A 14769-nucleotide genomic window follows, 5' to 3' on the forward strand; every position below is an offset into this window, starting at 1 on the left:
TGACCTCCGGCACAACCGCCTTCCGGACAGTCCTTCTGACCTGCGGAGGAACCCGGAGGCGCAGACCGTATCGGCAACGATTCCGGTCACCACTCGGCACAAAAGCTGTCATTCAGCAGGAGATCAATGGTCAGGAGCTGGGCCTGAAACGGGCTTCCGTCTGGCCGGATTGTTCAGGATTGGACATGCCGACGCCCTGTCAGGGAGCAGCGATCCGCCTGCGCCGCAGAGAGTTACCCTGCGTCAGTGATGGACAGTCCCGTACCTCCCCACCCGTCCGAGCCGCGCCCACGCCGTCGTGACCGCCATGGCCGCGGCATGCGCGGGCCCGTCGCCCCGCCCCAGGTGCCGCTCTCGGCCAGCAGGGCGGAGAACTTCCGTGATCTCGTGCAGGATTCGGTGGAACGGCTGGAGCGGCGCTGGCCGCAGCTGGCCGATGTCGACTTCATGGTGCTCGATGTGCCGGGGACTCAGGAGGAGACCGTGCCGCTGGGGCGTGCGGTCTCGGCGGAGAAGGACCGGCCCGCTCAGGTCATCGTCTACCGGCGGCCCGTCGAGATCCGCACCAAGAACCGCGACGAGCGCGCCCTGCTGGTGCACGAGGTCGTGGTGGAGCAGGTCGCGGACCTGCTCGGTCTTTCGCCGGAGTCGGTCGATCCGCGGTACGGGCAGGAGTAGGAGCGGCGGTACGAGCGGGCCCGGCGCCCGGTCCCACCCGTACCGTCCGCCCGCTCAGTCGTCCAGGACCGACAGGTCCTGCTCGGCCGCGGGCACCTCGACCGTTCCGCCGTCGTCCGACAGGGTCTGCACGGTGAACATCTGGATGCCGTCCTGCGGCAGGGCGAGCGTGCGTGCGGCGTGGACCGGGCCGCCCGACTGTGTCTCCACCGTCAGCGCGTAGCTGCCCTTGAGCCCGGACGGTACGGGCGGGGTGACCGCGAGCGTCGTACCGCCCTTGACCGTGTACGTCTTGACGGTCTGTTCGCCGCCCCCGCTGCCGGCGGAGGCGGTGACCTTCACGGTGGCGGTGGCGCCAGGCGCGGTGAGCGAGAGGGTGGAGCCCTTGGCCCGGTTGTCGGCCGCGGTCGCCTGTGCGCCCACCGGGCCGGTCGCCGGGATGTAACCGACCTCCTGCGCGTCGCCCTTGCCGCGGACCACACGCAGCGCGGCCACCACCGGGGTGCCCTTTCCGTCCTGGGCCGGGGTGAGCAACAGGGAGCCGGCTTCGCCCCTGGTGATGTCCTTCAGGTCGACGCCCGCGGTCATCCTCGACTTGACGTGCAGGTCCTCGTGTCCGGCCGGGGAGATCGCGCCGTTCTTGCCGAGCAGTTTCACGTTCAGATCGGCGTCGTCGTCGCCGGGTGCGAAGGCCACCAGGCGGACCGAGGTGGCGTCCGCCGGGATGCCGGGGAGCACCAGGGTGCCCGTCGGGTCGGCCGAGGCCGTCAGCCAGTCGCTGCCGGCCCCTTCGTCCGCGGTCCTGACGACCGCGCCGACGCGTCCGGTGCGGGTGGTGACGTGGATGGTCACGTCCTCGGCCACCTCGCTGGTCAGCGTGGAGATCAGGACCGGGACGCTGGACCGGGCGGGCACCGTGATGCCCTCGCCCACATCGGACTTGAGGGTGCCGTCGGGACCGTACAGCTCGATGTCGGCGACGGCCGCGGTGTCGTCCGGGTTGGTGAGGTGGACGTAGTCCTCGCGGGACTTCGCGGTGCTCGCGGCCGGGAACCAGAAGTCCGTGTCGGGCCCGGTGCAGCTGACACCGAGCAGACCGCGGGCGCCGCCCGCCTCGACCGTGGTGGTCTGCTGGGTGGTCCAGCCGGGGGCCAGGCGGCCGGTGGCGGTGCCGACCAGCGCGGGGGCGTCGGCGCCGGACTCGTCGGCGGTGGCCGGCTTGCCTGGCTCCTTGAGGGAGACGACCGGCTTTCCGGAATCCGCCTTCGCCTTGTCCTTCTTGTCCTTGTTCCCGTCCTTGTCCGTGGCGTCGTCGGCCGTCGTGGACGTGGACTGCTTCAGTTCGGCCGTACCGGCCTCGCCGCCGCTGCCGCCCGCCGGGGTGAACGACGTGTAGGTCGTCTCCGCGAGGTCCGAGAGACCGGGCGCCGGGCAGAGCAGGCTGGACCGTTCCACCGGCAGCCGGGTGGCGGCCTTCGCCTCCGTCGTGCCCCCGTCGCCGGGCGCGGTGAGCACGGCGAAGCCGGTGACGGCGGCGAGGGCGACGGCGCCCGCGATGAGGGACAGGCTGGTGGACTTCACTCGGACTCGCCTCGCGATGCGTTACCGGTCGGCCACGGGTTCTGTCCCGGGGCGGGGTTCTCGTCGGGATTCTGCGGGTCGTACTGGCCCTGTTGGCCGTAGTGGGCCTGGGGGTCGTACGGAGCCTGCGGGTCGTACTGCGGGGGTTGGGGGGCGTACTGGGCCTGCGGGTCGTACTGCTGTTGCTGCTGCGCGTAGCCGTACGGGTCGTAGGCGTTCTGCTGGTACGGGTCGGCGGTCGCCTGGTGCTCCTGCTGCGTGCCGTACTGGCCGTCCTGGTACTGCTCACCCTGGTACTGCTGGTAGTCGGCCCCCTGGTACTGCTGCGCGTCCCATTCGCCGTACTGCTGCTGCGGCATCGCCGGGTACTGACCGCTGTCGGCCTGCGGGGCGAACACTTCCTGGTCACCGGTCTGCTGCGGATGCGGTTCGGCCGTCTGCTGTGCGGGGACGTACTCCCCCGCCGCCTCCTCGGCGCTCCCGCCCGGCTCCGACCCGGCCTCCGCCTCCGCCTGGGCGGCGGCGCGCAGCCTGCGTGCCCGGCGTCCCTCGCCCGCGACCGGCTCCGCGGGGACTGCGATGGCCTCCTCGGGCAGGTCGTCGTCGATCTCCCGGCGGCGGCCGGGCAGGGCGAGGACCACCAGGACCACGGCCAGCGCGGCCTGGGTCCAGATCCAGGCGGTGTGGGTGAGCGGGGTGTTGTACGTGAGGTCCAGGGTGCCGCCCTCGGCGGGAAGCTCGAAGCCCTGGGCCCAGCCGTCGACGGTCTTCCGGGTCAGGGCGCGCCCGTTGAGCGTGGCCTCCCAGCCGGGGTCGGCGGCATCGGCGATCCGCAGCAGCCGGCCGGAGCCGCCTGCCGGAATCTTTGTGTGCGCCTCGACGGGGAGAGAGCCCACGGGCAGCGGTTCGTCGTCGGCGCCGGACGGGATGATCATGACGCGGGCGACCTGCCGGTCGACCCGCCACAGCGCGCTGCCGTCCAGCTGGCTCAGCCGGCTGAGGCCCGGGGTCGCGTCGAGGACCCGGCTCATCTCCTTCGGAGCGCCGTCCCGTACCAGTACGTAACGGATCGCGAATCCGCTGAGCTGGCTGCCCTGGTCGGCGCCGGAGCCCGCGACGAGATTGGCGACGACCTTGTCGAGATGGCTGTTGCTGCCGCCCGCCTCGGCCAGTTCCGCGTCCCCGAGCCGTGCGCCGGAGCCGCGTACCAGGGTGTACGAGACGGCGGCGGGCGATGTACCGCCGAGGACCAGGGTGCGCGGCTGGTCGCGGGTGGTGCTCTCCTCCGCGACGAACGCGGGCACCTGCACCGGGTCGCGGCGCTCCAGCGGGCCCGCGGCACCGCCGATCATCCAGCCGGCGGCGGCCAGCACCGGGGCGAGGCCCGCGGCGAGAGCGATCAGTGCGGCGACGGGCTGGCGCCAGCCGAAGCTGAGCTCGGCGACGCGTACCCGGGCGCCGTCCGCGCCGACCAGCGCGGCGACGATCAGTGCGATGCCGTAGACGAGGGTGGCGGGGCCCGCCCAGCCCGAGCCGTTGGCGAGAGCGGCGAAGACCAGTGCCACGAGCGCGACCGCCCACGCGGTGCGTACCGCGAACTGCCGCTCCCCGCGCAGCAGCGCCGCCAGCGCGGCGAGCACGATACCGAGCAGCAGCACACCGCCCGCGGCCTTGGGCCCGCCGGGGCTGATGCCGAGCAGGTCGAGTGCGGAGGCCGTGCCCGTACCGATCTCCAGGCCCGCCTCGTTCAGGAAGCCGGACGGGCTGGTGAGGAGCGAGAGCGACCAGGGCGCGAGAACCAGCAGCGGGGTGCCGATCGCGGCGAGGAAGCGGAGCCCGTACGCGGCGATGTCGTCGCGGCGCAGTGCGAGCACCCCGATGCCGAGGACCACGGCGAGCGGCCAGACGATGGGCGTGAAGGCCATCGCGAAGGTGAGGAGCAGGGTGTACGCCCAGGTGGCGCGCCAGCTGCCGCGGGCGTCGCCGGCGGCGCGCATGCCGTGCGCGGAGACGGCGGCGCGGGCGATCAGCGGGAGCAGGACGGCCAGTACGGCGGTGCCGAGGCGGCCCGTCGCCAGTGCGCCGGTCGCGGCGGGCAGGAAGGCGTACGCGATGCTCGCCCAGGCCCGAAGCAGCCTTGATTCGAGCAGCGGCCGGGAGACGAAGTACGCGGTGAGCCCGGCGAGCGGGACCGAGCAGACCAGCAGCAGCGTGAGCGCGAAGCCTGTCGAGCCGAGGAACAGCGCGGACAGGGCCGAGATGATGGCGAGGTAGGGCGGTGCGGTCTGCGTGCCGCCGGTACCGACCGCGTGCCAGCCGTCCGCGTACCTGCCCCACAGGTCCCAGACGTCGGCGGGCGCGGGCAGCAGTGCGCCGCCCGCCAGCGCTCCGCCACCGAGCAGGCCGCGGCAGGCGACGAGCGAGACGAACAGCAGAAGGGCGAAGAGCACCGGGCCCGGTTTGCGCCCGATCCGCTTCAGCCGCGCGAACTGCTCGATCTCCAGGAAGTCGGCGTCGTCGCCACCGGGACCGGACTCCACGGCGCCGTGCCGTGAGCCGCCCGAGTCGGCATCGGAACCGCCGCCGAAGTTCCCTGCGACCTGCTCGACGGTGGCACGGACGGTGGCGCCGGGCGGCGGGAAGAGGCCACGCAGTTCGGCCTGATCGACGGCGCCCTTGCCGCGGCTGCGCCTGGCCGAGAGGATCCGCCCGGGGCGCAGCAGGGTGCCGAAGAGCCCGGCGACCTCGTCGAGGGCCTGGCCGGGCACCTTGCCGACGAGGTAGGCGAGGGTACGCAGCAGGGTGCCGAGGAGGAGCCGGAGCATCACCCAGGGCAGGGCCTTGGCGCGTGCGTTGACCAGCATCGTGTAGACGGCGCCCGCCTTGTCGACACGGTGCGGGGAGGCGACCGAGCGTCCTGCGCAGTCGATGGGGCGGCGCTCGCGGGCGGAGGCCTCGGCGTGCCTGAGGATGGCGTCGGGGGCGACGAGCACCCGGTGTCCGGCGGTGTGCGCGCGCCAGCACAGGTCGACGTCGTCACGCATCAGCGGGAGCCTGCGGTCGAACCCGCCGAGCTCCTCCCAGATGTCACGGCGGATCAGCATGCCCGCGGTGGAGACGGAGAGCACGGTACGGACCTGGTCGTGCTGGCCCTGGTCCTGCTCGCGCCGGTCGAGTCCGGTCCAGCGGCGACCGCTGTTGGCGATGGAGACGCCGACTTCGAGCAGCTGCTTGCGGTCGTACCAGCCGCGGAGCTTGGGGCCGACGATCGCGGCGTGCGGGTCGGCGTCGACGACGCGCAGCAGCTCGGCGAGCGCGTCGGGTTCGGGTGCGCAGTCGTCGTGGAGCAGCCAGAGCCACTGCACCGGTTCGCCGTGCGGCAGTTCGGGCAGGTCGTACGCATCGTCGCGCCAGGACCTGCTGACGGGGTCCCAGCTGCTGGGGCGCTTCAGGTACGGCAGGTCCTCCGGGGTGAGGACGCCGGCCGTGCGGGTCGCCTCGTCGACGGCGGTGCCGAAGCTCGTACGGCGCGCGAGGTGCAGGACGCGTTCGGCGCCGAGCGCCTCGGTGACCAGCCGCGCGGAGTCGTCGGCGCTGCCGGTGTCGGCGGCGACGACGTTCTGTACGGGGCGTTCCTGCCCGAGCAGCCCGGCGAGCACGTCGGGCAGCCAGCGCGCGCCGTCGTGGGAGACGAGCACGGCGGTGACGACATGCCGGGGGAACTCTGGGGCGGCGGCAGCCGCGTACGGCGCCGTCGATTGGCTGTGCACGGACATCGAGGTACGGGCCCTCCGGCCGGGTCCGGGGGGTGTCCCCCCGGGGGCTGCATCGGTGTACACGCGCGCTCCGTCGGGGCGTTGGCGCGTCTCGGACGGGGCCCCACACTAACGGTACGGATAACCGCGGTGCCGCCGAGCGGTTGAACGAGGGCGGTGGTGGAGCGGCGGCGGGCACAGCAATGGCCCGTCGCCTGCGGGGGGAGTGCAGGCGGCGGGCCATGATCGGTCGCGGTCCGGTGGGCGGCCGGTACGCGCTTGGTACGCGGTGTTCTGTTGTTCCGGTGGTCCGCGGTCAGACGGCGGCCTTCTTCAGGCGGCGCCGTTCACGTTCCGAAAGTCCGCCCCAGATTCCGAACCGTTCATCATTGGAAAGCGCGTACTCAAGGCATTCGGACCGGACTTCACAGGCGAGACAGACCTTCTTGGCCTCGCGGGTGGATCCGCCCTTCTCGGGGAAGAAGGACTCGGGATCGGTCTGGGCGCACAGTGCGCGCTCCTGCCAGCCGAGTTCCTCGTCCGCGTCCTCGACCAGCAGTTGCTGGAACAGCTCGGTCATGTGCGCCCCTCGTCTGTCTCTTGCGTCCCCGTGATGCAGCCGTTACTGATTGCGGCCGAACGACACGAGTGAAATTACAAGTGTGTAGCTCCAGGCCAGTCAAGCGAAGATCTGCTATTGGCCCCGGTATTCACTCTGCGGAACCAAGGGTATGCAGAAAGTGTGCAAATCACCAAAAACCTGACATATGCCACGGGACTCGCCACGCCCCCTTCTCTCACTGAGTGAGACGACCGGGGTCACCCTCATGTTTCGATTCGATCACCGAAGCGATCAAGATCACAGTCGGGTCACGAGACCCCAACGGCGTTTGCGGACGCGGTTGATGCGCCACATCTCCGCCGCGAAGGCCGCACAAACCTTTCCCTGCCCGCAGTAACCGGATGAGGTGAAACATTACCCCCAAATCGGTCATTGGGTTGACAGCAGAGGAACGAGCCGGTCTCCTTGACTGCATGCCAGCGACCGCAGCGATGTACGCCACCCACGTCCGTGGGTTCCGCACCGCTGTCCAGGCGCGCTGTTGCTGTTCCAGCTGTCACAGCTGTTGATGCCGTAGGGCACCGGCTCTGATCCAGCACCTCCTTTGCAGAGCTTCTCCGTAGAGCTTCTTCTCTGCGCATTCGCGGCTCTCCGGTCTCCGAGACACCCCCGCACATGCACCCCCATGCCGAGGAACCACCGCTTCCATGAACAGCGACAGCGACCTTCAGATCGCCGGCGACATCCTTGAGGTCCAGCACCTCCTCCAGCCGGCCCGCGAGCACCCCTCCACCGTGGCCGAGTTCGTCGGACTCGCCCGCAGCATCGCCGCCGACCGCGCGCAGTGGGCACCGCTCGTCCGGTACGACACCACCACCCGCTGGTACCGCCGGCTGCGCACCGGCCCCGGCTACGAGGTCTGGCTGCTCAGCTGGGTGCCCGGCCAGGGCAGCGGGCGCCACGACCACGGTCCGTCCTCCGGCGTACTGACCGTCCTGGACGGTCGGTTGACCGAGCAGACCGAGCGCGGGACGCGGGCGCTGGACCCGGGCGCGCAGCGCATCTTCGCGCCCGGCTATGTGCACGAAGTGGTCAACGACTCTCTCGAACCGGCCGTCAGTCTGCACATCTACTACCCGGGTCTGACCGAGATGCCGATGCACGCGGCGCAATGCGCCCCGGCGGCCATGGATGTCGCACCCGCCTGACAAACTGCTGTACATGCGCATTGTGGTTCTGGCCGGCGGTATCGGTGGTGCTCGTTTTCTGCGTGGCCTCAAGCAGGCCGCGCCCGACGCGGACATCACGGTGATCGGCAACACCGGTGACGACATCCATCTGTTCGGGCTGAAGGTCTGCCCCGACCTCGACACCGTGATGTACACCCTCGGCGGTGGCATCAACGAGGAGCAGGGCTGGGGGCGTACGGACGAGAGCTTCCAGGTCAAGGAGGAGCTCGCGGCCTACGGCGTGGGGCCCGAATGGTTCGGGCTCGGCGACCGCGACTTCGCGACGCATATCGTCCGTACCCAGATGCTGGGCGCGGGCTATCCGCTGAGCGCCGTCACCGAGGCGCTCTGTGCGCGCTGGAAGCCGGGGGTCCGGCTGCTGCCGATGTCCGACGACCGGGTCGAGACGCATGTGGCGGTCGACATGGACGGCGAGCGCAGGGCGATCCACTTCCAGGAGTACTGGGTGAAGCTGCGCGCCTCGGTCGAGGCGCAGGCGATCGTGCCGGTCGGCGCCGAGCAGGCCAAGCCGGCGCCGGGCGTGCTGGAGGCCATCGCCGAGGCCGATGTCATCCTCTTCCCGCCGTCCAACCCCGTCGTGTCGGTGGGGACGATTCTTGCCGTGCCCGGCATCCGGGAGGCGATCGCCGAGGCCGGGGTGCCGGTCGTCGGCCTCTCCCCCATCGTCGGGGACGCGCCGGTGCGCGGTATGGCGGACAAGGTACTCGCCGCGGTGGGCGTCGAGTCGACGGCTTCGGCCGTGGCCACGCACTACGGTTCCGGGCTGCTCGACGGGTGGCTCGTCGACACGGTGGACGCCGGGGCGGTCGACGCGGTGGAGGCCGCGGGCATCCGCTGCCGTTCCGTGCCGCTGATGATGACCGATGTCGACGCGACGGCGGAGATGGCCCGGCAGGCGTTGGTGCTGGCCGAGGAGGTGCGGGCGTGAGCGCTGAGTCCTCCGCTTCTTCCCCGGCGCCGTCCTACCGGGTCTGGGCGCTGCCCGGGATGCCCGAGGTGCGGGCCGGGGACGATCTGGCGAAGCTGATCGCCGCCACCGAGCCGGGGCTGGCCGACGGCGACGTCCTGCTGGTCACCTCGAAGATCGTCTCCAAGGCGGAGGGTCGGATCGTCGAGGCCACCGACCGGGAGGCGGCGATCGACGCAGAGACGGTACGGGTGGTGGCGCGGCGCGGCACGCTGCGGATCGTCGAGAACCGGCAGGGTCTCGTCATGGCCGCGGCCGGGGTCGATGCCTCGAACACCCCCGCCGGAACGGTGCTGTTGCTGCCCGAGGACCCGGACGCCTCGGCGCGCGCCATCCGGGACGGGCTGCGGGACACCCTCGGCGTCGAGGTCGGGGTGGTCGTCACGGACACCTTTGGGCGCCCGTGGCGCAACGGGCTGACCGATGTCGCGATCGGAGCGGCCGGGGTCCTGGTGCTGGACGATCTGCGCGGCGGTACGGATGCGTACGGCAATCCGCTGAGCGCGACCGTGGTCGCCACCGCCGATGAGCTGGCCTCGGCCGGTGATCTGGTCAAGGGCAAGGCTTCGGGGCTGCCGGTCGCCGTGGTGCGGGGGCTCGGTCATGTCGTGGACCCGACGGATTCCGCGGGCGGTGCCCGGGCGATGGTGCGGGTCGCGGCCGACGACATGTTCCGGCTCGGTACGTCGGAAGCGGTACGGGAAGCGGTGACCCTGCGGCGTACGGTGCGCGAGTTCACCGACGATCCGGTGGACCCTGGGGCGGTGCGGCGGGCCGTGGCCGCGGCGGTGACGGCACCGGCGCCGCATCACACGACGCCGTGGCGATTCGTCCTGCTGGAGTCCGAGGAATCGCGGACCCGGCTTCTCGACGCGATGCGGGACGCCTGGATCGCGGATCTTCGCCGGGACGGCCGGAACGAGGAGTCGATCGCGAAGCGGGTGCGGCGGGGCGATGTGCTGCGCCGGGCGCCGTATCTGGTGGTGCCGTGTCTGGTGATGGACGGCTCCCACACGTACGGGGACGAGCGGCGGGACACCGCGGAGCGCGAGATGTTCGTGGTCGCCGCGGGTGCGGGTATCCAGAACTTCCTGGTGGCGCTGGCGGGCGAGCGGCTCGGCTCGGCGTGGGTGTCGTCGACGATGTTCTGCCGCGATGTGGTGCGTGAGGAGCTGGATCTGCCGGGGTCGTGGGATCCGTTGGGGGCGGTCGCGGTGGGGCGGGCGGCGGCCCTGCCTGTGGCTCGGGTGGCGCGGGGTGCGGAGGAGTTTGTCGCGGTGCGGTGAGGTGACCCAATGGAGATGCCGGGCCGGATGGAGATGCCGGACAGGCTGAGGGGCTTCTGCCGTCACAGGCGGGCGATGTCGCCCCGGGTCATTCGAGGAGCCCGGCGGGGTGGGGTGTGGCCCGATAGGAGGATGAGGCGGGTGGCTCGGTGGCGTTGGCCCTCGTAGGGGGTGAGGAGGGCCAGCATTTCTTCGTCGTCGGCGTTTCTGTTGCCTGCCAGGGCGTGGCCGACGATGCCGGGGAGGTGCAGATCGCCGACCGTGACCGCATCCGCCGCGCCGTTTGACCGTTGGAGGGTCTCGGCGGAGGTCCAGGGGCCGATGCCGGGGATCAGTTCCAGGCGGGCCATGGCCTCCGGGAGCTCCATGGCGGCCGCCTCCTCCAGGCGACGGGCCACGCGTACCGCGCGCAGGATCGTGGCCGAGCGCTTGGCGTCGACGCCCGCACGGTGCCATTCCCAGGACGGGATCAGGGACCAGGTGCGGGCGTCCGGCATGACGTGCAGGCCGAGGGCGATGAACGCCGCGTGGTCCGTGGGGCCGGGCGCCGGTGTGCCGTGCTCGCGGACCAGGTAGCGCCAGGCGCGGTAGGCCTCGTCCGTGGTGACCTTCTGTTCGAGGATCGACGGGATCAGGGACTCCATGACCAGTCCGGTGCGCAGCAGGCGCAGGCCGGGGCGGCTGTGCCGGGTCAGGGCGAGCAGCCGGTGGCGCGGCCGGAAGGCGTCCGGGTCGTCCGTCGCGCCGAGCAGCGTCGGGAGCTGGTCCAGCAGCCAGGGTGCGCCCGGTCCCCAGGCCGCCGCCTCGATCCGGCCGTCCCGGGCCGTGACGCGGAGGGTTCCGGGGCCCGCGGGTGTGCGGCCGGCCCGCCAGACCGTGCCGTCCCGGGTCATCCGGAAGGTGGGGTCGGCGGGGCCGCGGCGCAGCGGGCCGAGGACCAGGCGCAGGTCGAGCGGGCCGGGCGGGGTCCAGTCGCGGGTCAGCGCGTCCGTCGCCGGAGCCGCCGCCTGGTGGGGGACGGCCGCGCGGGGGGCACTGCGGGGTGCGAATCGTCCTGCCACGATGAGGTCCTCGGTCGTCGGGGGTGCCTGTCGAGGGTAAGCGCAGTGGCAGGTGCCCGGTCATTCGTCGGACGAGAAGCGCACCGCGGCGTCCGGCAGGACCGCTCCGCACCAGATGCGGATGCCGTCGCGCAGTTCGTTGTCGGCGCCGACCCGGGCCCCGTCCCCGATGACCGCGCCGTTCAGCACCGTACGGCTGCCGATCCTGGCACCGGCTCCGACCAGCGAGTCCGTGATCACGGCTCCCGGTTCGACGACCGCGCCGGTCAGGACCGCGGAGCCGTCGATCCGTGCTCCTTCGCCGATCAGGGCGCCCTCTCCGACGACCGTACCGCCGCTGAGTTTGGCACCGGCGGCGACGGAGGCTGTCGGCAGGACCAGCTGGTCGCCGCACCGGCCGGGGACGGCCGGGGAGGGTGCGCGGCCCAGGACCAGGTCGGCGGAGCCGCGTACGAAGGCCTGTGGGGTGCCGAGGTCCAGCCAGTACGTGGAGTCCACCATTCCTTGAAGGTGTGCGCCGGAGGCGAGCAGTCCGGGGAAGGTCTCGCGCTCGACGGAGACCGGGCGGCCGGCCGGGATGGTGTCGATGACCGACCGGCGGAAGATGTACGCCCCCGCGTTGATCTGGTCGGTGACTATCTCCTCGGGCGTCTCGGGCTTCTCCAGGAAAGCGGTGACCCTGCCGCTGCCGTCCGTCGGTACGAGACCGAAGGCGCGCGGGTCCTCGACCCGGGTGAGGTGGAGGGAGACATCTGCTCCGGATGTGGTGTGCGAGGCGACCAGCGCCCGGATGTCGAGACCGGTGAGGATGTCGCCGTTGAAGATGAGCACCGGTTCGTCGGGGCCCGCGGTGAGCCGGGACGCGACGTTGCGTATCGCTCCGCCGGTACCGAGCGGTTCGCGTTCGGTGACGTACTCGATATGGAGACCGAGCGACGAACCGTCCCCGAAGTACGGTTCGAAGACCTCCGCCAGATATGACGTCGCGAGCACGACGTGCTCGACCCCTGCGGCCCGGGCGCGCGCCAGCTGGTGCGTGAGGAACGGGACGCCCGCCGCCGGAACCATGGGCTTGGGGGTGTGCACCGTGAGCGGGCGCAGCCTGGTTCCCTTGCCGCCGACCAGGAGGATCGCTTCTCTTGCCTCTGTCACAGCGCTGACTCTGCTTCCTGGTGTGGCCTGGCCTCGTTTCGGCTGGCCAGTGTATGCAGACCGGTCCGATTGTCCCCGGTCAGCAGCTCGCAGCGGTCCGCAGCAGCCTTCCGCGGTGTTCCGTTCAGCGGCCCTGCAGATGGGCGGAGCTGGTCCGGGCCGAGCCGAGCTTCTTGTAGAGACGCGCTCCGGGGCATTCGGTTGCGAAGCCGTCCCTATGGCCGGAGATGACGTTGAGTTTGACCTTCTTTCCCTTCTTGAACTTGTTCCCGCCGCCCGAGACGAGTGTGGTCTTGCCCTGCGGGTTGGCTCCGAACAGGCCGAGCTTCCATGCGGTGAGCTTCGCGATGGCGTTCACCGCGGCGGCGGGCGGGTTCGAACTGGTGAAGGTTCCGAGCACCGCGATGCCCGTGCTGTTGCTGTTGAAGCCGCGCGTGTGCGCGCCCAGGACGGCCTTCGTCACGCCTCCGGCACGTCCTTCGTAGATGTTTCCGCACTTGTCGACGGCGAAGTTGTAGCCGATGTCGCGCCAGCCGCCGCTCTTGACGTGGTAGCGGTAAATGCCTCGCAGGACGGAGGGCGCCTGGGTGCACTTGTAGTTGTTGCCCGTGGCGCTGTGGTGGATGAACGCGGCCTTGACGCTCTTGGTGTACGCGAAGGCGTGCTCCCTGAGCTTCTCGTCGGCTCCCCAGCCCTTGCGGGTGATGATGCGCGGCCGGGGTCCGATGTACGGCTGGGCGCCGGGCGCGAGTCCGGCCTCCGCCTCGCTGCGTGCCTCGGTCTCCGCCTTGCTCAGGGCGGGGAGCACGCTCCCGTCGAGCGGTGCGGTTCGGTCGTCGCCGGTGTCCCCGGCCTCGGCGCCCGCCACGGGGAGCGGCCGCGGATCCTTGCCGGGGTCGACGAGTTCGAGGCGCAGACCGGTGGGCAGTGGTACGGCGGGGGCATTCCGGTCCTGCGGGTCGGTGGATTCCGGGCGTACGCGGACCGCGACGCCGTCCGAGTCGCCCACCCAGAGCGGGGCGGTGGAGCCCCGGACGGTCCCCGACTCACGCTCGGCGCTCCCGGGGTCCGCGGCGTGCTCGGCGTTGTGCGTCTCCAGGTCCTGCCAGTCCGACCAGCGGGTGGTGCCGATGGCGCGGGTGCGGACCTGGACGGTGCCGTGGAGCTCGGTGTCCACCTCGTCCCAGACGACGCCGACCAGGGAGAAGGGGCGGACGTCGTGCTCGGACAGCCCCTGTTCGGTGGCCTCGGCGGTCCGGGTGGGTTCGCCGGTGGCCCGGCCGGACGGTGCCGGCAGCGGCGACAGCGGCAGGGACTGCGTCGAGCCCGGCACATCGGGGGGCTCGACGGACTCGGCGGGGGCGGTGTGGGTGTCGGGGACGGCGCCCGCGGGCACGGCCAACGGCAGTGCGAGAAAGGCCGCACAGGTGACACCGATCGAGGATGCAATGAAGGAACGCATACGAACGATCCTGGGCACATTCCGACAACTCCGGCTACCGGGGTATCTCCGCACAATTGACGGGCCGTCTGCCGAACCGGTGTACCCGGCGCCCGTCGACCCCACCCGGCCCGGCGCTGCCGCGTACCCTTGCGCGGATGAACGCCACCGACCGCACCCCCGCCGACCTGCTGCGTTCCGCGCTCGCCGCGGACCCGGCCCGCCCCTTGGTCACTTTCTACGACGACGCCACCGGAGAACGCGTCGAACTGTCGGTGGCCACCTTCGCCAATTGGGTGGCCAAGACCGCCAACCTTCTGCAGGGCGACCTCGCCGCGGAACCCGGTGACCGGCTCGCCCTTCTGCTGCCCGCGCACTGGCAGTCCGCGGTCTGGTTGCTCGCCTGTTCCTCGGTCGGCGTGATCGCCGATGTGCAGGGCGATCCGGCCGGCGCCGATCTCGTCGTCAGCGGCCCGGACACATTGGAGGCCGCGCGCGCCTGCCGCGGCGAGCGGGTCGCCCTGGCGCTGAGGCCGCTGGGCGGCAGGTTCCCACAGGCACCCGAGGGCTTTGCGGACTACGCGGTCGAGGTGCCGAGCCAGGGCGACCGGTTCGCCCCGTTCGCACCCGTGGACCCGGACGCCCCCGCGCTGGCGGTGGGCGGTGTCGAGCTGACGGCGGCGCAACTGTTGGCGCGGGCCCGCGAGGATGCGGCCGGTCTCGGCCTGACCGCCGGATCGCGGCTGCTGACGGGACGTACGTACGACACCTGGGAAGGCCTGAGCGCGGGCCTGTTCGCGCCGCTGGCGGCCGGGGGGTCCGTGGTCCTGTGCCGGCATCTGGGGCAGTTGGGCGAGGACGGTCTGGCGAAGCGCGTCGAGAGTGAACGGGTCACCAACACCGCGGTATGACAAGCGCCCTGAGGGCCACTCGTCCGGCCCATACCGGGTCGAGTCCTCAGGGCTGCGCTTCAACTCCGGTACATGATCGGCGGTACAGACCACTCGGGACACAACCAAGCGTGAGGTTCAGCCGT

At 71.5% G+C, this 14769-nt stretch carries 11 protein-coding genes; 5 read left to right on the forward strand and 6 right to left on the reverse strand.

The window, feature by feature from the left end:
* Positions 1-249 precede the first annotated feature (249 nt).
* Positions 250-678: a metallopeptidase family protein gene (locus ACFVYE_RS10040; RefSeq protein ID WP_383966862.1), complete on the forward strand. Its 429-nt coding sequence runs from the start codon at positions 250-252 to the stop codon at positions 676-678.
* A gap of 54 nt (positions 679-732) precedes the next feature.
* Here ACFVYE_RS10040 and ACFVYE_RS10045 read toward each other — a convergent pair whose 3' ends face one another.
* The 3 genes from ACFVYE_RS10045 to ACFVYE_RS10055 form a co-directional block, all read right to left on the reverse strand.
* Entirely contained in the window at positions 733-2259 is a 1527-nt protein-coding gene (locus tag ACFVYE_RS10045) for a DUF5719 family protein (RefSeq protein ID WP_389604968.1), read from the reverse strand.
* Positions 2256-6035: a glycosyltransferase gene (locus ACFVYE_RS10050; RefSeq protein ID WP_389604970.1), complete on the reverse strand. Its 3780-nt coding sequence runs from the start codon at positions 6033-6035 to the stop codon at positions 2256-2258. The genes ACFVYE_RS10045 and ACFVYE_RS10050 overlap by 4 nt, the downstream gene beginning before the upstream one ends.
* A gap of 295 nt (positions 6036-6330) precedes the next feature.
* Complete coding sequence (locus ACFVYE_RS10055; RefSeq protein WP_030927001.1) at positions 6331-6594, reverse strand: WhiB family transcriptional regulator; 264 nt, start codon at positions 6592-6594, stop codon at positions 6331-6333.
* A gap of 689 nt (positions 6595-7283) precedes the next feature.
* On the opposite strand from ACFVYE_RS10055, the gene ACFVYE_RS10060 reads away from it, so the two are divergent.
* Genes ACFVYE_RS10060 through ACFVYE_RS10070 form a run of 3 tightly spaced genes read left to right on the forward strand, consistent with a single transcriptional unit; the run spans position 7284 to position 10079 of the window.
* Positions 7284-7784, forward strand: coding sequence for a cysteine dioxygenase (locus tag ACFVYE_RS10060; RefSeq protein ID WP_389604972.1), 501 nt, complete (start codon positions 7284-7286; stop codon positions 7782-7784).
* A 13-nt stretch (positions 7785-7797) separates the two neighbouring features.
* Positions 7798-8754, forward strand: a complete 957-nt coding sequence (cofD, locus tag ACFVYE_RS10065; RefSeq protein ID WP_383966825.1) for a 2-phospho-L-lactate transferase — start codon at positions 7798-7800, stop codon at positions 8752-8754.
* Entirely contained in the window at positions 8751-10079 is a 1329-nt protein-coding gene (locus tag ACFVYE_RS10070; RefSeq protein WP_383966822.1) for a coenzyme F420-0:L-glutamate ligase, read from the forward strand. Before cofD ends, ACFVYE_RS10070 begins: the two co-directional genes overlap by 4 nt.
* A 62-nt stretch (positions 10080-10141) precedes the next feature.
* Here the strand turns inward: ACFVYE_RS10070 and ACFVYE_RS10075 are convergent, their stop codons facing one another.
* The 3 genes from ACFVYE_RS10075 to ACFVYE_RS10085 form a co-directional block, all read right to left on the reverse strand.
* Entirely contained in the window at positions 10142-11140 is a 999-nt protein-coding gene (locus tag ACFVYE_RS10075; protein WP_389604974.1) for a DNA-3-methyladenine glycosylase family protein, read from the reverse strand.
* Between the two features lie 60 nt (positions 11141-11200).
* Positions 11201-12292: a sugar phosphate nucleotidyltransferase gene (locus ACFVYE_RS10080; RefSeq protein WP_383966817.1), complete on the reverse strand. Its 1092-nt coding sequence runs from the start codon at positions 12290-12292 to the stop codon at positions 11201-11203.
* A 124-nt stretch (positions 12293-12416) separates the two neighbouring features.
* Complete coding sequence (locus tag ACFVYE_RS10085) at positions 12417-13754, reverse strand: peptidoglycan recognition protein (protein WP_389604976.1); 1338 nt, start codon at positions 13752-13754, stop codon at positions 12417-12419.
* Between the two features lie 137 nt (positions 13755-13891).
* Between ACFVYE_RS10085 and ACFVYE_RS10090 the strand changes: the two genes are divergently transcribed.
* Positions 13892-14644 (forward strand): TIGR03089 family protein, encoded by a 753-nt coding sequence (locus ACFVYE_RS10090; RefSeq protein ID WP_389604978.1) that lies wholly within the window; start codon positions 13892-13894, stop codon positions 14642-14644.
* Positions 14645-14769: the final 125 nt, after the last annotated feature.

Source organism: Streptomyces sp. NPDC058239 (genome assembly GCF_042882185.1).
Classification (GTDB): domain Bacteria; phylum Actinomycetota; class Actinomycetes; order Streptomycetales; family Streptomycetaceae; genus Streptomyces.